General features: G+C 62.9%; 15 protein-coding genes and 1 pseudogene. 10 read left to right on the top strand and 6 right to left on the bottom strand.

Annotation, left to right across the window (positions count from 1 at the left end; all coding sequences use genetic code 11):
- The first annotated feature begins 80 nt into the window (after positions 1 to 80).
- Complete coding sequence (locus tag NL154_RS31350) at positions 81 to 983, top strand: proline iminopeptidase-family hydrolase (RefSeq protein WP_210633561.1); 903 nt, start codon at positions 81 to 83, stop codon at positions 981 to 983.
- A 16-nt stretch (positions 984 to 999) separates the two neighbouring features.
- Here NL154_RS31350 and NL154_RS31345 read toward each other — a convergent pair whose 3' ends face one another.
- Positions 1,000 to 1,914 carry an acetamidase/formamidase family protein gene (locus NL154_RS31345; RefSeq protein WP_210633560.1) on the bottom strand — a complete coding sequence of 305 codons (915 nt, stop codon included), beginning with the start codon at positions 1,912 to 1,914 and terminating at the stop codon, positions 1,000 to 1,002.
- A gap of 235 nt (positions 1,915 to 2,149) precedes the next feature.
- On the opposite strand from NL154_RS31345, the gene NL154_RS31340 reads away from it, so the two are divergent.
- Both NL154_RS31340 and NL154_RS31335 read left to right on the top strand, forming a co-directional pair.
- Complete coding sequence (locus NL154_RS31340) at positions 2,150 to 2,404, top strand: type II toxin-antitoxin system Phd/YefM family antitoxin (RefSeq protein WP_184455494.1); 255 nt, start codon at positions 2,150 to 2,152, stop codon at positions 2,402 to 2,404.
- Entirely contained in the window at positions 2,401 to 2,823 is a 423-nt protein-coding gene (locus NL154_RS31335) for a type II toxin-antitoxin system VapC family toxin (RefSeq protein WP_434734647.1), read from the top strand. The genes NL154_RS31340 and NL154_RS31335 overlap by 4 nt, the downstream gene beginning before the upstream one ends.
- A 47-nt stretch (positions 2,824 to 2,870) precedes the next feature.
- Here NL154_RS31335 and NL154_RS31330 read toward each other — a convergent pair whose 3' ends face one another.
- The 5 genes and pseudogenes from NL154_RS31330 to NL154_RS31310 all read right to left on the bottom strand — a co-directional run bounded on the left by NL154_RS31330 (position 2,871) and on the right by NL154_RS31310 (position 10,547).
- Positions 2,871 to 6,344 carry an AAA family ATPase gene (locus NL154_RS31330; protein ID WP_434734646.1) on the bottom strand — a complete coding sequence of 1,158 codons (3,474 nt, stop codon included), beginning with the start codon at positions 6,342 to 6,344 and terminating at the stop codon, positions 2,871 to 2,873.
- The gene (locus NL154_RS31325; RefSeq protein ID WP_434734645.1) at positions 6,344 to 7,612 is read right to left on the bottom strand and encodes a metallophosphoesterase family protein; all 1,269 of its coding nucleotides are present in this window, start codon (positions 7,610 to 7,612) and stop codon (positions 6,344 to 6,346) included. Before NL154_RS31325 ends, NL154_RS31330 begins: the two co-directional genes overlap by 1 nt.
- Positions 7,613 to 8,046: 434 nt before the next feature.
- Positions 8,047 to 9,332 (bottom strand): annotated as a pseudogene (locus tag NL154_RS31320) (NAD-dependent succinate-semialdehyde dehydrogenase); the annotation flags it as partial.
- Positions 9,333 to 9,402: 70 nt separating this feature from the next.
- Positions 9,403 to 9,948, bottom strand: coding sequence for an Lrp/AsnC family transcriptional regulator (locus NL154_RS31315; protein ID WP_434734644.1), 546 nt, complete (start codon positions 9,946 to 9,948; stop codon positions 9,403 to 9,405).
- Between the two features lie 5 nt (positions 9,949 to 9,953).
- Positions 9,954 to 10,547 (bottom strand): amino acid synthesis family protein, encoded by a 594-nt coding sequence (locus NL154_RS31310; protein ID WP_434734643.1) that lies wholly within the window; start codon positions 10,545 to 10,547, stop codon positions 9,954 to 9,956.
- Between the two features lie 167 nt (positions 10,548 to 10,714).
- Between NL154_RS31310 and NL154_RS31305 the strand changes: the two genes are divergently transcribed.
- From NL154_RS31305 to NL154_RS31275, 7 genes are all read left to right on the top strand, one after another.
- Positions 10,715 to 12,520, top strand: coding sequence for a helix-turn-helix domain-containing protein (locus tag NL154_RS31305; protein WP_434734642.1), 1,806 nt, complete (start codon positions 10,715 to 10,717; stop codon positions 12,518 to 12,520).
- A gap of 165 nt (positions 12,521 to 12,685) precedes the next feature.
- Positions 12,686 to 13,678 carry a flavin reductase gene (locus NL154_RS31300; protein ID WP_434734641.1) on the top strand — a complete coding sequence of 331 codons (993 nt, stop codon included), beginning with the start codon at positions 12,686 to 12,688 and terminating at the stop codon, positions 13,676 to 13,678.
- A gap of 1 nt (position 13,679) precedes the next feature.
- The gene (locus NL154_RS31295) at positions 13,680 to 15,194 is read left to right on the top strand and encodes an aldehyde dehydrogenase (RefSeq protein WP_434734640.1); all 1,515 of its coding nucleotides are present in this window, start codon (positions 13,680 to 13,682) and stop codon (positions 15,192 to 15,194) included.
- Between the two features lie 35 nt (positions 15,195 to 15,229).
- Entirely contained in the window at positions 15,230 to 16,306 is a 1,077-nt protein-coding gene (locus NL154_RS31290) for an LLM class flavin-dependent oxidoreductase (RefSeq protein ID WP_434734639.1), read from the top strand.
- A gap of 1 nt (position 16,307) precedes the next feature.
- Positions 16,308 to 17,117, top strand: coding sequence for an alpha/beta fold hydrolase (locus NL154_RS31285; RefSeq protein ID WP_434734638.1), 810 nt, complete (start codon positions 16,308 to 16,310; stop codon positions 17,115 to 17,117).
- Positions 17,110 to 17,499, top strand: a complete 390-nt coding sequence (locus NL154_RS31280; protein ID WP_434734637.1) for a carboxymuconolactone decarboxylase family protein — start codon at positions 17,110 to 17,112, stop codon at positions 17,497 to 17,499. Before NL154_RS31285 ends, NL154_RS31280 begins: the two co-directional genes overlap by 8 nt.
- 145 nt (positions 17,500 to 17,644) lie before the next feature.
- Entirely contained in the window at positions 17,645 to 18,478 is an 834-nt protein-coding gene (locus NL154_RS31275) for a transporter substrate-binding domain-containing protein (protein WP_434734636.1), read from the top strand.
- Positions 18,479 to 18,485 lie beyond the last annotated feature (7 nt).

Genomic DNA, 18,485 nt, shown 5'->3' with positions numbered 1-18,485 from the left:
CCATCCTATAACTTGTGATAGCTGCCTTCGCCGCGGTTGCCGCGTTATGGTTTCCAAACTTCCGAGGAATGGAGATGTCGGTGGCCGAAGTCGCAACAAGTGAAGCCTATCTGCCCTTTCGCGATTATCGCACCTGGTACCGCGTCACCGGTTCGCTGAAAAGCGACAAGCTGCCTCTCGTCGTTGCGCACGGTGGGCCCGGCTGCACGCATGATTACGTCGATTCCTTCAAGGAAATCGCCGCCCTCGACGGCCGCCCGGTCATCCACTACGACCAGCTCGGCAACGGCAATTCCACCCGCCTTCCGGACAAGGGCCCGGATTTCTGGACGGTCGGCCTGTTCCTCGAAGAGCTCGACGCACTGCTTGCCCATCTCGGCATCCAGCATCGTTACGCCTTCCTCGGCCAGTCCTGGGGCGGCATGCTCGGCGCCGAACATGCGGTGCGCCGGCCGCAAGGCCTGAAGGCCCTTGTCATCGCCAACTCGCCGGCCAACATGCACACCTGGGTTGCCGAAGCCAATCGGCTGCGGCAGGAATTGCCGAAGGAGGTGCAGGACACGCTGCTGAAGCACGAACGGGCGGGAAGCCTTACCGATCCGGACTATATCGCCGCCTCCCGCGTCTTCTATGATCGCCATGTCTGCCGCGTCGCGCCATGGCCGCCCGATGTGGCGCGGACATTCGCCATCATGGACGAAGACAACACCGTCTATCGCAACATGAACGGCCCGACGGAATTCCACGTCATCGGAACGATGAAGGATTGGACGATCGAAGACAGGCTCGACCGCATCGAAGCACCGACGCTGCTGATCTCGGGCAAACATGACGAGGCGACGCCCCTCGTCGTAAGGCCCTATCTCGAACGCGTCCCGGGCTGCGAATGGGTGCTCTTCGAAAATTCCAGCCATATGCCGCATGTCGAGGAAAAGCAGCTTTGCCTGGCGACCGTTTCCCGCTTCCTGTCGCGGCACGACTGACGCATATGCTGGTCCGTCATGACTGGCGAACCAGCCATTTCTTGGCGACCCGGCAGGCCATCGTATAGGCCGGGTCAAAGACGTTGCCGACGTCGTAACGCACGACCTGGCCGAGCAGATGGCTGGCCGCTGTCCGGTCCAGGCCGTAATCCGACGCCAGCCAGGTCAGCATTTCGCTCGTCGCATGCTGGAGCGCCTGGTCGAGGGGTCTCGCATTGCCGACGGTGAATATGTCTTCAGCGGTTTCTCCGCGTGGCCAGATCAGCCCGGCCTTCTTTTCCACCGTCAGCCGCACCGTGACGTCGAAAGTGGTCTCGACGCCGGTACCGACGATCTCGCCATCTCCTTGCACCGCATGGCAGTCGCCCAAAAAGAAAAGGGCGCCCGGCGCCGATACGGGCAAGCGAACGGTCGTGCCCGGACCGAACAGGCGATAATCCATGTTGCCGCCATATTCGCCGCTGGTCGCCGTCGAGATTGCCTGGCCAAGGCTGGGCGCAACCCCGAAACAGCCGATCATCGGCGCAAGAGGCAGAACGAAACTGTCGAGGCCGGAGACCGGCTCGGACAATCGGACCGTCAATGCTTCGCGGTCGATCGCCCAGATCGCCATGTCGCGCGGCGGCAGGTCGCGAACCGTTTCAGGATCGATGACATTGGCCGCGACGATGCTGCGCGTAAAACCAGTGTCCCTCGTCGGGATCATGCTGATGATCTCGACCTTCAGCGCATCTCCGGGTTCCGCGCCTTCCACGAAGATCGGGCCGTTCATCGGGTTGGGACCAGATGTCCGCCGGATGCCGTCCTTGTCATAGCCGATGGCGTCGAGTGTCTCCGTGACGACGGTGTCGCCGTCAGCGATGTGCAAGGCGGGCGGAAGAGAGCCGATGACATTGTGGAAGGTCGTCGGAATGAAGCGGTGAGTGGTCATGAGAATACGGCTCTCGCTTTTTTTCAAATACCGTCAGCCCAGGCTGCGTAGCCGGCTGAGAATCGAGACTAGATCAGAGATGATCTGGGAAGCCAATATCCCGACATCGCTCGTGTAGCCCCGCATCGATTTCGCGATCGTGACCCGACGTCTCCTGCCGCGAAACGGCCGGCTGATCTTGCCTTTCATTCTCCGAATGTTATATGTAGGTAAGTGCCTACATCGGAGGTGGATTATGAGCGTGACACATCTTTCCAGCCGCGAACTAAATCACGACGTGAGCAGGGCAAAGAAGGCGGCGCAAAATGGTCCGGTCATCATCACGGATCGTGGAAAGCCATCCCACGTGTTGATGACCTATGACGAATTCGAGCGGCTAACCGGCAAGCCCCGCAGTCTCGTCGATGCTCTCTCCATGCCAGGCCTGTCGGATATCGACTTCGATCTGCCTCGAGTTGAGATCGCCCCCCGTGGAGTCGATCTATCTTGAAATATCTGCTGGACACCAATGTTGTTTCCGAGCTGCGGAAGGTCGGAGACGGCAAGGCCAATGCTAATGTGGTCGCATGGGCTGGAGCGCAAGATGCAACAGGCCTATGCATCTCCGCCATGACGATCCTGGAATTGGAACGTGGAATACTCGGCGTGCAGCGCCGCGATGCAGCGCAGGGCGCTCGTCTGCGTGCATGGCTGGAAAATCAGGTTCGGCCAGCATTCGCCGACCGTATCCTGTCGATCGACGATGCGGTCGCGACGTGCTGCGCGCATCTGCATGTTCCAGACCGGCGCAATGAAGCCGATGTCTTGATTGCCGCGACGGCCCTGGTTCACGGCCTCACCGTCGTCACCCGCAATGCCCGGGATTTCGAAGGCACGGGCATTGTCGTGCTGGACCCGTGGCAAGATTGATTTCCCTGCCGAAACGCAGAGGTGGCGCGGCGTTTCTTTGCGCGTTGTCACGGCAGTTGATGTATGGTCACGTTCGGAACAACGTCTCGCGCGATCTCGCAGAGATGCCAATGGTGGGTAAGGTAGATAACCTGTCCGACCTTTGCCATTTCGCCGAGCAAGCGGAAGACCTCTTCGGAGCGAGGATTGTCGAAGCTCTCCATGATGTCATCGGCGACGAAGGGTACGGGCCGGCGAAACGCTGCGAATTCCTCGTAGCCCGCCAGCCGCAGCGCGAGGTAGAGTTGGAACTGGGTGCCGGTCGACATCGCGTCCGCAAGCTTCGAACCACCGTCGCGCGACACGCCGATCAATATCTCCTTGTCCCGGTCGGGCTGGGTCGTCAGGCCGGAATAATTGCCGCCGGTGATCAGGCGAAAGGCCTCCGATGCGCGGTTCATCATCGAACTACGATGTTTTTCCCGATAGATATGCAGCGCCTGTTCAGCCGCGAGCGTGCCCGCGCGCAGCGTCAGATGCCGCACGGCCAGTTCCTCGATTTCAAGGAAAATGGTTCTGCGTTTGGCCTCGATCCGGGCCACGGAGTCGTCTCCGCCGACGGCCTCGAGCTTCTGCCGCGCCAGCGACACGTCGGAATAGAGAAGTTTCGCACGCTCGGTGAGATCCTCGATCCGGGCGCCAAGCTCCATGGCGTCGCGCTCGACCGCAGCGGCGTCGACAGCGTCGAGGCGCCGTTCGGCTTCGGAAAAACTCGCAGCACGCAATGCCTCGGTGATCTGGTGGCGTAACGCGGCGGCTCGCTCCTCCAGCCGGTCCCGCTCTCGGGACTGGTTCAGGAATGCTTCGACCGAAGCAAGCGAGTCCGCAGCGAAATAGCCGGTCAATTCGTCCTTGCGGGCATTGTGAACGGCCAGTTCCTCCTCCAGCGCACGCCGTTTTTCCAATTGTCTTTCGAGATCCGCCTGCCGGTCTGCCCGAAGCTGAGCCGCATGCCGCGCCGCCTCATGACGTTCCACAAGCGCGTTTGCGGAGGCGAGCGTATCCACCGCCGACTGGCTGAGACCGCAGTCTCTGAGGAGACCGGCAATTTGCTCGCGGAATTGCTGCTGGTCGCGCTCCATCGCGGCAACACGACTTGCGAGGTCATCACTCTCCTTCAGGATGGAGGGCAGTGTAGCGAGCGCATTCAGCATCGCGCGGACAGCGGCCATCGAACCGGCCTTATCGGCAAACCAGGTTCGCGACAGCGCCTCTGCCCATTCCCGCTCCCAAGCCGCCATGGCGGCTTCCGCCTCCTGCCGGTCGCGCTCGCGTTCCCTGAGATCGTGGCTGAGGTCACCGACCGCCTTCTCGTGCGCCTGCCGCGTCGCCCGCTCGGCTCTGCCGGCGACGATTATATTATTTGCAGCCTGCATCAGCTCGGCGACCGGTCGCTGGCCTGCGTCATCAAGACCGGCTTCTGCAAGGCTCTCCGCAAGCGTTGCGACATGCCTATCCAGTTCGAGGCGAAGTGCGTGCACCGTGTCTTCTGCGTGTTGCAGATCGTCCCAGGCGGCGAGCGCCGCGGCTCGCTTGGTGCTCCAAGTCTCGAGTGCGGCCACGCGCGCCGCGGCTTCGGCGTCATGTTCGATGCTTTCAGGCAGCAGATCACCGATGCGCTCGGCAAGCGCATCATGTTCGGCGCGCGCTTCGCCAAGCAGTTCCCTTTGCCGCTCGATCATTGCTGCCGTTGCCGCTTCCGCCTGGCGGAGTTGACGCAGCTCGGCCAGTTCCTGCGCCCGCGACAGCCGGCCGGCGGATACCACGTCGTCCTGCCGCATCCGCTCCTCGAAAATCCGAGCCGTGGCGGCATTCAGGCTGGTAAGATGCGCCTGCCAGGCGGCATCGCGTTCATCGCGCAGCCGCGCGGCCTCGGTATCGTCGATCGAACCGCCGGCGACGAAGGCCGCGATCCGGGCTTTGGTCAGCGCCTGTTCGGTGCCGAGATCGCGCAGCCTTCCCTCGTGATCGCCAATCCGCTTGTCGATAGCGGCCGCTTGGCCACGCCAGGCTTCGATCTGTCGAGGCTCTGCCACGGCCATTTGCTGCAGAGCGGCGGCGTTGCCGCTCCAGGGTGCGAGCTGTTCAAACCGGTTCTCCTGCGTTCGCTTCGCCTGGACAAGTGTCCGTTCTTCCATGGTAAGCCGCACGGGGAGATCAGATCCCGCCAGCCGGCTCAGGGCGATCTCGATGCGGCCGAAAAGCTCGGGATCCAGGACCCCAGCTCCATCTCGCGAGCCGCCTTCCCTGTCCAGCCTTTCGAGATTCTCCCGCGCTCGCAACAGTTCCCGATCAGCGGCTGCCAGTTTCGCCTCGACGCCGGAACGCCGTTCGATAAGATCGCGGATGATGCCGATCAGCGAAGCGGGCAGCAGCAGGGCCTCGGGTTTCGCATGGCCGGGCTGTTCGAGATCGGCCAGCAGTCGGACCAACTCACCCTCCTGTTCGGCCAGCGCCAGCCGGCGCTTCGGCAGATCGCTCTCAGCCGCAAGATAGCGCGCCCGACCCTGATCCAGCAGGTCCATATGCGCGGCGACTGCCAGAGCCTTGTCGTCGATCGCGATCGCCTCGATCTGGTCGGCAAGCTGGCGCAGCGTGCGGTCGGCGGTCTCGACAAGCGCCTGCAGCCGCGTCTCGTCGCGCGAAAGCTGGGGCAGGAGCGCGAACCATTCGGACGGCGGCCGCGGCAGATCGCTCATGGCGGCTGCATCTGCATCCAGCCGCCGGAGCTCCAGCGCTGCAGGCAAGGCGCCGAGAAGGCGGGTCAGCTCCTGATACCGCGACTTGGCCTCGGCCAATTCCCGTGTGGTCGTGCCATAGGCGCGCTCGGCCTGCTCATGGGTCGATTTCAGGCCCGCATAGGCCGAAGCAAGCGTGTCGATGGCATTGCGCTCGGCCTTGAGCGCTTCGAGCGAACGCTTGAGTTCCGCGAGCTTGGTGCTCGACGACCGCTTCTTGTAGATTGCGTTGGCTTCGTCGGCCGCGGTCACCAGCGAACGGCTCAGGCCTGCCAGACCCGAGCTGGCCGAGAACAGCAATTCGCCGAGTTCGCCCTTGCTTTGTATGATGGCGTTGCCGCCTTCCTTGAGCGACTGATCGTCGAGCGAGAACATGGTGCGATAGGCCTCGCGACCGACGCCTCCAAGCGCGCCGGCCAGGAGCGCCTCGTTCACAGCTTGTCCCCGATCATCGACAAGGCTGCCGGTCCGCAGCTTGAGCCGAGCGAGCTCGTATTCCGAGCCGCCAAATTCCAGCCGCGCACCGACCTTCATCGTATTGTAGGGATGCAGGAAATTATAGGTGCTGCGCTCACCAATGCCGTAGAGCAGATCAAGATAGGCGGCGAAGGTGGTCGACTTGCCCGCTTCGTTCAGGCCATAAACAATGTGCAAGTCCGGCGAACCTTGACGGGCCGCGCCGAAATCGATGGAGTGATCGGTGAACTTGCCATAGCGGGTGAGGTCGAGGCGGCGCAGACGCATCAGCTGTCTCCCCGATCCACCGCCTTCATCCGGGCGGCGATGTCCTCGGCGCCATCGCTGAGAAGGCTGTCGATGAAGCGTTCAAAACCCGCCTCGTTATCACCGGCAAATGCCCGGCTCTCGGGCGGCAGGTCGGCGAGCAGGTCCCGGACCATCTCCCTGACATCGTCGCGAAATCCGCTACGCGCAATGACCTCGTCCCGCATCAGCGTGCCGAGTTCGATGACGGGATCGGCGGCGGACGCGTCTGCGGGGATCGACGGCGCTTCGAAGGCGAGTTCCAGTTTCTCGATCCAGGTGCGGCCGATCAGGTCGCTGCGCCGCTCGGCTTCCGCCTGCATGAGGTCAACATCGCGCCGCAGCTGCCAGGAGAGCGGCGTGCGGCCGGAAAGCCTGAGGCGTGCGACAAGATGCGGCGAAGCCGTACGGTCGCGCTGCGCCATCAGCGCCGTCTCGATCACCATGGCCGCCTCACGCCAATCATCGACACCCGTGAGGTCGACATTGACGCGCTCGAACTGCGCGATGCTGGTGCGCCGCTCCTCCACCGTCACGCTCCGGTCGTCGGCCACGGTCACCAGTGACACGGTCTTGACGCCCGCTTCATTGATGTCGCGGCCCTGCGGCATGCCGGGCATGATGACCGTCGCCGTGCCGGGATACTGGCTGCGCTGGTGGAGATGCCCGAGCGCCCAGTAATCGAAACCCGAGGCATGCAGGTCGAGCACGTTGCAGGGCGCATAGACATCATGCCCGGCTGATCCGGCCAGGCTGGTATGCATGATGCCGATATTGATGGCATCCGCTACCGGCGGCTTGAACTTCGGCAGCAGCGGGTCCGGGGCTTGCGGTTTCGCAAAGCTCAGACCATGGATCGCGACCGACAAGCTGCCCTTCGTGGCCTCCACGATCTCGGCATGGCCGCCGAAGATCTTCACCGTATGGGGCATCACCAGTTCCCTGGCGATCTTCGACATCGCATCGTGATTGCCCCGGATCTTGAAGACTGAGATGCCCGCTCGGTGCAGCCGTTCGAGCTGCCCTGCCAGGAAGCGCGCAGTCTTCATCGACGTCTGTTCGCCGTCATAGAGATCGCCGGCAATGACGAGTGCATCGACCTGCTCCTCAAGGCAAAGATCGACGATCGCGACCAGCACCTGCCGGCTGGCGTCACTCACGAGATCGGCCAGCTCTGCGTTGCGAAGCGCGAGAGAGCGGAGGGGAGAGTCGAGATGGAGATCGGCGGTGTGGACGAAACGATAGGCCATGAATGCAAGAATGGTGTTGCGATAGGGTGATCCAGCAGGCGCCGTCTGACAAATAAACGGACGCTATCGCCCGTCAGCAAAAAATGAGACCATGCCACGAATATTCAGAGCATGGCGGCAGCGTCCTGGCGAGTAAAATGGGCCGGCGGAACCGGCCCATCCACAATCAATGCTGCTCGATCGGCGCCGCAGCCGGCGAAGCCTGCTGTTCAAGCCGATCGGCGACCAGCATCGACAGCATCATTTCCACAAGACCGTTGGTGGCGCCCTTTCGCCGCCGGCGCCACCGATCTGGATCTGCGGCACGAGCGGCAGAGCGATGGCCGCCCGGTTGGTTGTGGGTTGATAAGACGAAGTGCGCCTATTCGCCCGACGCACTAAGGGGTCAGAACAAGAGCAGTCCAAGATCGTACGCTAAGGTCGAACGAAACCGGAACGATGCCGTATTCGGTGTCATTGGCGCGGGTCACGACCTCGTCCTCACTGTCGAAGGCGGTGATGGCGGCGACCGGCCCAAAGTCTCCTCGCGCATGATCAGCGCATCGTCGGGCACATGGATCAACAGCGTCGGATCGAAGAACAGCGGTCCGGCCTTGTGACGCTTGCCGCCGGTCAGGCATTTCGCGCCGCGCGCGATCGCGTCATTGACCTGTTCTTCGACCTTGGCGACGGCGCGACCATGCATCAGCGGGCCGATCTCCACACCGGCTTCCAGGCCCGCGCCGACCTTCAACGCCCTGATGCGCTCAGCAAATTTCGCCGAAAAGGTATCAAGGATCGAGTGCTGCACATAGATGCGGTTGGCGGCGAGGCAATCCTGGCCCGAGGTCGCGAACTTGGCATCGATCGCGATATCCACCGCGCGGTCGATATCGGCGTCCTCGAAAATGATCAGCGGCGCATGCCCGCCCAGCTCCATCACCAGCCGCTTCATCGTCGGCGCACTCTGCTGGGCGATCAGTTTGCCCACTTCGGTCGAGCCGGTAAAACTCATGGCCCGAACGCGCGTATCGCGGCACATCTGGCCGACGATCGACGCCGCATCACCCGTCAGCACGTTGAACACGCCGTCAGGCATGCCGGCGCGTTCAACCAATTCCGCCAGCGCAAGCGCCGAAAGCGGCGTCTCGGAAGAGGGATGAGCCACCACGGTGCAACCGGCCGCGAGTGCCGCACCGGCCTTGCGGCTCAGCATCGCGGAGGGGAAATTCCACGGCGTGACAAGGCCGGCGACACCTATGGCCTGGCGGCGCACCATCATCTCGGCGCCGGGCAGGTGGCTGGTGACGTTCTCGGCGTTCAGCCGCTTGCCTTCCTCGGCATACCATTCCACGAAGGAGGCGGCATAATCGATCTCGCCCAGCGATTCCGCCAGCGGCTTGCCCTGTTCGAGCGTCATGATCAGCGCCAGATCATCTTTGGCGTCCAGTATCAGTTTTTACAACTTTCTGAGAATGCGCGCACGCTCCTGCGGCAGGAGACCGCGCCAAGCGGGCAGTGCCCGCGAGGCGGCATCGATGGCTGCTGTGGTCTCGCCTGCGCCAAGGCTTGCCACCCAGGCAATGGTCGCACCGCTTGCCGGATCGGTGACCTCAAAACCCTTGTTGTCGGCGCCGGCCGTCCAGCGCCCGTCGCAATAGGCGAGATCGCGAAGCAGATGCCTGTCCTTGAGGCGCGAAAGCGCCTGATGAAAATCGGGGCGGGCAAAAACCGCGGTCATGTCTGTCTCCTCGTTACCGATACCGAAATCTTTCACGGAAGCAGGCGAGATTTTGTCTTTTAAGGGCGGCTCAAAGAGAGAGATTGTCCAAGGCTGAGCGCCGGGCCGCATGATCTCTCGATGCGTCATTCGAGCTTTCACCGGGCTGCACGAGAGCGGCGACCGGTAGCGCGGTTTCATCCTTCACCGTCTTCGTTACGATATAGGTGAAATAGCGCTCGATCCCGAGTCCGCGGTCAAGTAGCCCGTCGATCAGCCGTTGGTAAGCATCGATATCGGGTGCGGCGATCCGCAGGAAGTAGTCGACACCGCCGCCGACGGACCAGCAGCCAACGATCTCGGGAATGCCGCCGATCACCCGCTCGAAGCGCTCGAAATCGTTCTGGCGGTGATTGGCGAGCGTCACCTCGACCATGACGCTCGCGACCGGGGCAATTTTGCGAAGCGCGATGCGGGCATGATAGCCGGTGACGATCCCAGCCTTCTCAAGCTTGCGCAGCCGCATCCAGCAGGGCGTGGGCGAGAGGCCGGCCTTTTCTGCCAAAGCCAGTTTGGTAATGCGGCCATCTCGCTGAATCGCATCGAGAATTCTGAGATCGACGGCGTCTAACTTCATTCTCTCTAGCCCTTGGCGGCCTTTTCGGCTTCCATCTCGGCAATATCCTGGAAGCGATCGGCAATGCGGGCATGCGGCCGGCCGCCATCGGCGGCGCCGATTGCCACGACGATTTCGTCCGGACCGGGCGCATCGGCAATCAGGAAGTTGGCGGTCAGGAAGTGCGAGCGTTTGCCGTTCTCGCTCTTGTGCATCATCGGCAGCGACAGGAGCGCGCCGGGGCCGTTGCGGGTATTGGCGAACTCCAGGTAGTTGGTGCCGCCGATCGCCTCGCGGAACGGGTTGCCGAAGCGCAGCGTGTGGATCATCGCCGAGGCGTGCTCGATCTCGCCGTCGATGCCCGTCGCTGCCGCCTTGCCGCAGGCCTCGATCTTGTCGGCGCCCATCTGCCGCAGCAGGCGGCTGGTCATTTCATGGCTGAGTTCGCCGGCAATGCGAATGATTTCCGGCCGCAGGTTTTCGACAAAGCCGCGCCCTGCCCAGGGGTTCTGGATCACCGCCGCGACGACGACCATGGTCACAGGACGCGGGGCCGCCTTGCCGCCCTCGATGTGGGTTTCTTCCAGGAAGGTCGAGATTTTTCTGATGCCGAGTGTCATGCCTTACGCCGATACGAAATGTTGAAACTGGCAGAAGCCTAGCGGCTAAACGGTCGGCGTCTTCCTTCATATGACGGAAGCGTGGGGCACCGGCTTCCATCGAAACGGAGTAGATTTATCCCGAAGGCGCGCGCATGATGCGCGGTAGCCGGAGGGAGCGAGGCAGGTTGGATCAGAAGTCTCAGATATTGGCGCTCCGCGACGTCGCCAGCCAGATCAACAGCGGCGGCGACCTGCAGACCGTGCTGCAGCACTTGATTGCGGCGGCCTGCCGTCATGCTCATTGGTCACTGGGTTCGATCATGGGCATCGACGCGGCGCATGGCTATGCCTATGTCATCGTCCGCTACGACCCGACACTGATCGAGCGGCAGCTCCCTGATAGATGGGAGCTGGCAACCAGCCCCTCGCTGATCGCCCTGCAGCGCAACGAGCCGGTCTATATCCGCGATGCCCGCGAGTCCGTGGAGTTTCCAGGCTACCGCAAGGAGGCCTTCGAGCGCGACTATCGCACCGTTCTCGTCATGCCGATGAACTGCAAGGATGCCGAGGGCCGGCCGATGGTGCTGAGCGTCATCTCCCGGCAGATCACCGACGTCACCGAAGACGACCTCGCCTTTCTCGGCGCGATCATCCACATGGGCGCCATCGCCATCGAGCGCGAGCACCGGCTGGAGGCGGAAAAGCGCGCAGCGCAGCGCCTGGAGCGGGCGCTGCAGGCGCATACGTCGCTGCTTGAGCATGTCTTGAGCGATGGCGCGGTCGCGCCGCTCTCGGCAATGGTTGGCATGATGCTGCCCAACCCGACGGTGGTCGTCGATTTCACTGCCAATCAGGTGATCGCCGGACGTCCGCCCAATGCGCTCTATGACGAAGCCTCCTGGCAGGAGGCCGCGGCAACCACACTCGCCCGGCCGCTGATGAAGGCGGCGCGCGAGGCGATCGATCGCGGCACGACCGATGCCGCCAGCCTGTTTCTCGATGACGGCGCGCAGCGTTTCAAGATTTCTGCGCGCATCGAGCCGCTGACTGTCGATAATCAGCTGGTCGGCGCCCTGATCATCTTCCCGACCTCGCGCGAATTCAGCGATCTCGATCTGCTGATGCTCGACAGCGCAAAGTTTGCGCTCAGTGTGCAGATGATGCGCAGCTTCATCCGCTTCAGGTTCGAGACTCGCACCCAGACCGAGCTGTTCTTCGAGATCGTCGAGGCCCGTTGGCGCAATGCCGGCGATGTCACTCAGCGCGCTCAACGGTTGGGCCTGAATTTCTCGCAGCCGCAGCAGATGATCGTCATCGATTTCCCCGACAAGACCAAGGCTTTCGGCGGCGCTTCCGTCGATGTCGAGCATACGCTCGCCCGCATCATGCAGCAGGCTTCGCTGCAGGCAAACCTGATCGCCATTGATGGCGGCGTCGTCTGCCTGGTGCCCCATGATGCGAGCAAGCGGCAGGAGCGGACGGTCAAGCTGACCCGGCGGATCGCCGAGGAGCTCGGCCGCTATTTCGACGAGCCGCCGGTCGTCGTCGCCGGCAATCGCTGCGCAACGCTGTCCGATTACCCGGCGGCCTGGGAACGCTGCAGTCGGATGATCCGCATCGGCCGCTCCTTCGGGCTGACCGGCGCTGTCTCGGCGCAGGATTTCGGGCCGCTGCCGATGCTGGTCGCGGCGTCTGAAGCGGGCGATGTTCGCAGCTTCGTGCAAGAAAGTGTCGGCGCCATTGCCGAGCATGACCGCGAAAACGGTACGCCCTATCTGGAGACGCTCTCCACCTACCTCCAAGAGGGCTGCCGCAGCCAGGCCTGCGCCGATACGATGGGCCTGCATGTGACGACGCTGCGCTACCGGCTGTCACGCATTCAGGAGCTTTTCGGCGTCAATGTCGAAACACAGGAAAAGCGTTTTGCCGTCGAGCTGGCAATCCGCCTGTATGGCGTTATCGACAATCGCGTCAGCGCCGCCGAAAAGTAGTCCTTCCCAGCCGCTTTATCTTCGCCTCCCGCGCTTTCGCGCGGCCACTTTCACTCTCCTACGGATCGCAGCAGAAGTTTTCCGCTGGCTCCGTCGAAGCCACGGAAGAACGGCCGGACCGGCAGCGCTAGCCTCCTCTCAACAGCAAGAGGGAGGCAAGACAGCATGGCGGAGACAGCGGCAAAGGCGGATGCGCCGATCGACCCGATCGCCCTGCGCCGGGCCTTCGGAACCTTCGTGACGGGTGTCACCGTCATCACCACCCGCGACGAGGACGGCACGCCGCGCGGCATGACCGCCAATTCCTTCACCTCGGTTTCGCTCGATCCGCCACTGCTTCTGGTCTGTGTCGCGAAATCGGCTTCCAGCTATCAGTCCTTTACCAAGGCCCGATGCTTTGCGGTCAACATTCTCCATGAGGGCCAGGTCGATGTATCGGCCACCTTCGCCTCGAAGTCGCCGGACAAGTTTCAGTCGGTCAATCACGACCATATCCATACAGGCGCGCCTGTTCTGACCGACAGCCTCACCTGGTTCGACTGCACGACCTACAACACCGTCGACGCCGGCGATCACTCCGTTCTGATCGGTCAGGTTCGCGCCTTCGGCACCAGCCCCACCGCGCCGCTCGGCTTCTGCCGCGGCCGCTATGCCAGCGTCAAGGATCCGCTGCCATCGGGATGGCTCGCATCGCATGGCATGATCATCGGCTATCTGATCGAAGCCGGCGACGGCCTGCTGTTGCGCTCCGATGGCAAGTTCGGCTGGGTGCTTCCCTCGGCGCGCCGCCGCAAGGCCGACAGCCAGCTCGTCGTGGATGGCGGCGATGCGCTGAGCCTCGTTCCGGAGGAGACCTTTCTCTATTCCGTCTTCGACGTAGCCGACAGCGATCCCGGTTATCTCGTCTATCGTGCCCGGCTGGCGGGCGAGGGCGCGGGCGTCAACCTGCCTGCCGACCTCCGCTTCTTCGCCATCGACGATCTGCCATACGAAGCGATCGCCACCCACGAACTGCGCTCCATGTTGCGCCGCTACGTCCGCGAGCGGCAGGCGGGCCGGTTCGGCATCTACATGGATTCGGACGACGGCGGCCGCGTCGCGATGATCGACGGCGAAGCCCGTGCCTGGATCCAAGCCTCCCAAGACCAAGGACAGTGACATGAAGACGACAGTGAGCACCATCGAAGGGTCGCGGCAGGGCCTGTTCATCAACGGCGAATTCGTTGCGCCGAAGGACGGCAACTACATCGCCAGCTACGACCCGACCACCGGCGAACGCTGGTACGATCTGGCCGAAGCCGATGCCGACGACGTGGCAGCCGCCGTCGCGGCCGCGAATGCCGCCTTCCGCAATCCGGCCTGGCGGCGCATGACGCAGACCGACCGCGGCGCGCTGGTGCGCAAACTCGCAGAACTCGTCCGTGCCAATGCCGATACGCTTGCCGAAATCGAGACGCGCGACAACGGCAAGCTGCTGAAGGAAACCCGGGCGCAGATGCGCTCGATGCCTGATAGCTATCACTACTTCGCCGGCATGGCCGACAAGCTGCAGGGCGACACAATCCCGATCAATCGGGCCGATACGCTGAACATCAACCTGCGCGAACCGCTCGGCGTCGTCGGCATGATCACGCCCTGGAATTCGCCGCTGATGTTGCTCACCGGCACGCTGGCGCCATGCCTGGCGATCGGTAACACCGTCGTCATCAAGCCGTCGGAACATGCGACCGCCTCGACGCTGGCGCTGGCCGAACTGATCCATGAAGCCGGCTTCCCGGCGGGCGTTGTCAATGTCGTCACCGGCACCGGCAAGAGCGCCGGCGAGGCGCTGACCCATCATCCGGGCGTCGCCAAATATGTCTTCACCGGCAGCACCGCGACCGGCCGCCGCATCGCCGGCAATGCCGCGCAGAACCTCGTGCCCTGCTCAATGGAACTCGGCGGAAAGTCGCCGCATGTGGTCTTCGGCGACGTCGAGATCGAGCATGCCGTCAACGGCGTCGTCTCCGGCGTCTTTGCCGCTGCCGGGCAGACCTGCGTTGCCGGTTCGCGCTGCTTTGTCGAAGCCAGCATCTACGACAAGTTCATCGATGCGCTGATCGCCCGCACCGCCCGCATCCGCGTCGGCCTGCCGACGGTCGATGATACCGATATCGGCCCTCTGGCGCTCGCCGACCAGCTTTCCAAGGTCGAGGGTTACGTCGCCTCGGGCGTCAAGGAAGGCGCCAAGGTCGCGGCCGGTGGCCGCCGTCCACGAAAGGAAGGTCTCTCGAGCGGCGGCTGGTACTACGAGCCGACCGTCATGGTCGATGCGCAGAACGACATGGGCTTCATGCGCGACGAGATCTTCGGCCCGGTGGTCGGCGTCATGCCGTTTCGCGACGAGGCGGAGATGATCGCGCTCGCCAATGACAGCCATTACGGCCTCGCCTCCGGCATCTGGACCAAGGACATCGATCGGGCCTTGCGCTTCGCCAACCAGATCGAGGCCGGCACCGTCTGGGTCAACACCTATCGCTCGGCCTCCTTCATGTCCGCGAATGGCGGGTTCAAGGAAAGCGGCTACGGCCGGCGCGGTGGCTTCGAGGTGATGCATGAATTCTCGCGGCTGAAGAACGTCATCATCGATTATTCCGGCGCCATGCAGGACCCCTTCGTCATCCGTCTGAAGTGACGGCACAAAACTGAACCCGAAAGGGAGGCTAGCAGATGAAATTCGCAGTATCGCTGACCATGGAACGCTTCTCGCCGGACATTCCGATGTCGACGGTCAAGAACAATCTCCTGCAATTGGCACGGATGGCCGACGAAGGCGGTTTCGAGGCGCTCTGGACTGCCGAGCACCACACGATCGAATGCACGATCTCTCCCAATCCGTTCCAGACGCTGGTGTGGCTGGCGCAGCACACTGAGCAGATCCGCCTGGGTACCTCGACGCTGGTTGCGCCCTATTGGACCCCGATCCGCCTCGCCGGTGAATCCGCGCTCTGCGATCATCTGACCAACGGCCGCCTGGAATTCGGCATCGCTCGCGGCTCCTACCAGTATGAGTTCGACCGGATGGCCGGCGGCATGCCACAGCAGGAAGGCGTCGCCTACATGAAGGAGATCGTGCCTGCCGTGAAGAAGCTCTGGGCCGGCGACTACGCCCATGACGGGCACTACTGGAAGTTCCCGACTGCGACCTCAGTGCCAAAGCCGCTGCAGCAGCCGCATCCGCCGATCTGGGTCGCGGCCCGCGATCCCGGCTCCTTCGACTGGGCGATCGCCAATGGCGCCAGCATTCTCTCCACGCCGCTTTCGCAGCCGGCAGCCGAGATCCAGGTTCTGGCCGACAAGTTTAACAAGGCGGTTGCCGATCATCCCGAGGTACCGCGCCCGCGCTTCATGATGCAGCGCCGCACCTGCGTCTACGACAAGCCCGACGGCTGGGAACTGGCGGTCAAGCACAGCATGGATTACGGCCGCGCCTTCGAAAACCTGATGCAGAATATCGGCAAAGTCCGCGAAGGTTTCCCGGAAGCGGTGCCCTATGAAGCGGTCAAGGGCAAGGATAACTACAGTCCGGACAATATCCGCAAGAACCTGATGTTCGGCACGCCAGACGAGGCGATCGAGAAGCTGCTGGTTTATGAAGAAGCCGGTGTCGACCAGTACTGCCTCGGCCTGACCTTCAACCTGCCCTTCGAGCTGCAGAAGCGGACGATTGAGCTGTTCGTCAAGGAGATCATGCCCTTCTTCGCCGCGCGCGAAAAGGATAAGCAGCGCAAGGCGGCGGCAGGCTGACATGGCAGAGGCACAGCGCCATACCGTCGGAGACGTGACGCTCAACTACCGGATCGACGGTAGCGGCGATCCGCTGGTCTGCATCCACGGCGTCGGCTCCTATCTAGAGGCGTGGTCGGGTGTGGTCGAGCGCCTGAAGGACAGTTTCACCATCCTGACCTTCGACCTGCGCGGCCACGGCCAATCGAGCCGGATGAAGGGCCGCTACGAGATCGACGATTTCGTCAACGAGGCGCTGGCGCTCGCCGACAAGGCAGGCTTCTCGACCTTCAATCTCGCCGGCTTCTCGCTCGGCGGGCTGATCGCCCAGCGCCTGGCGCTGACCCACCTGGGCCGGCTGCGCAAGCTCGTGCTGCTATCGACAGTGGCCGGCCGGACGCCGGAAGAGCGGACGCGCGTTCTCGAGCGTCTTGCGGCGTTGCGGGCAGGTACGCCAGCCGACCATCACAATGCCTCGCTGTCGCGTTGGTTGACCGAGGAATTCCAGGCCGCGAACCCGGAGGTCATCGCAAGGCTTCGCCAGCGCGACGCCGAGAACGATCCGGAATGCTATGCGGCGGCCTACCGCGTGCTCGCCGAGACCGACTTCGGCGGCTTCCTCGACCAGATCCGTTGCCCGACGCTGATCGCGACGGGCGAGGACGATGCCGGATCCAATCCGCGCATGGCCCGCTACATGCACGAGCGTATCCCCGGCTCGACGCTGTCGATCCTGCCGGGCCTGCGCCATTCCATTCTCATCGAGGCGCCGGAAACGGTGGCGAACCTGATGCGCGGTTTCCTGAGCGCCAAGGAGACGAACCATGGATGAGGCGCTCAGAAAAAGCGGCGAGGCCGTTCGCCGCAAGGTGCTGGGTGACGACTATGTCGACCGCGCCATCAACGGCGCCGACAGCTTCTCGGCACCGTTTCAGGATGTGCTCAACGAATATTGCTGGGGCACGGCCTGGACCGACGGAGGGCTCGATCTCAAGCAGCGCAGTCTCCTCAACCTCGGCATGCTGGCGGCGCTGAACCGCATGCATGAATTCGGCATCCATTTTCGCGGCGCGATCCGCAATGGCCTGACCGAGGATGAACTGAGGGCAGCACTCGTGCAGATCGCGGTTTATTGCGGCATTCCGGCCGGCGTCGAGGCCTTCCGGGTTGCGCGCTCCATTCGCGACGAGATGCGTCAGAAAGGAGAGCTCTGACTTCCAACGATTCAAGGAAGCGACCGGCCTGCGGCTGCTTCAGATCGCCGGAAGACGAAAAGGTCTCTTCGACATCAAGATTGCATGACGGTACGGGAATGAGCCCGGGCCAAAAACCAAGAATGACAATAAAGGGAACCATCGCATGAACAGACTGACCAAGATTTCCGCAGCGGCAGCATCGCTTGCCGTGGCCTTTGCCGCCCTCCCGGCCAATGCCGGTGCCGTCCTCGACCGCGTCATGGCGGCCAAGGACCTTAAGGTTGCGACCGACGCCAACTGGGCGCCGCAATCCTTCATGAACGAGAAGAACGAGCTCGACGGCTTCGACGTCGACGTCGCCAAGGATATCGGCAAGCGCCTCGGCGTGAAGATCGAATTCGTCACGCCCGGTTGGGATATCATCACCGCCGGCAACTGGGCCGGCCGCTGGGACATGCATGTCGGCTCGATGACGCCGACCAAGAAGCGCGCCGAAATTTTCGATTTCCCGGCCGTTTATTATTACACGCCGGCTGCCGTTGCCGTTCATAAGGACAGCAAGGCCACCAAGCTTTCCGACCTCGATGGCAAGGTCGTCGGCACCACCGCAACCTCGACCTTCGAAGCCTATGCCAAGGGCGACCTGACGCTCGATGCCGCCGGCGCGCCTTCGTTCAAATACGAGCTCAAGCCGAAGGAAGTGAAGTCCTACGCCAACTCGACCACCGCTTTCGACGACCTGCGCCTCGGTGACGGCACCCGCCTCGATGCCGTCGTCTCCTCGCTGCCGAGCATTCTGGATGCGGTGAAGGCCGGTTATCCGATCAAGCAGGTCGGCGACCCGGTCTTCTACGAGCCGCTCGCCGTTGCCATCGAACACGGAGACAAGGAGTTCAACGATAAGATCGCCGAGGCCGTGAAGGGTATGCAGTCTGACGGCACGCTCAGCAAGCTTTCGGTAAAGTGGTACGGCGTGGATTACACGGTCGTAAAATAACCGCCGC

This window comes from Rhizobium sp. YTUHZ044 (genome assembly GCF_051123975.1).
Classification (GTDB): Bacteria; Pseudomonadota; Alphaproteobacteria; order Rhizobiales; family Rhizobiaceae; genus Rhizobium.
Note: the sequence above shows the minus strand (reverse complement) of the source record. Positions and strands in the feature narration are given on the sequence as shown.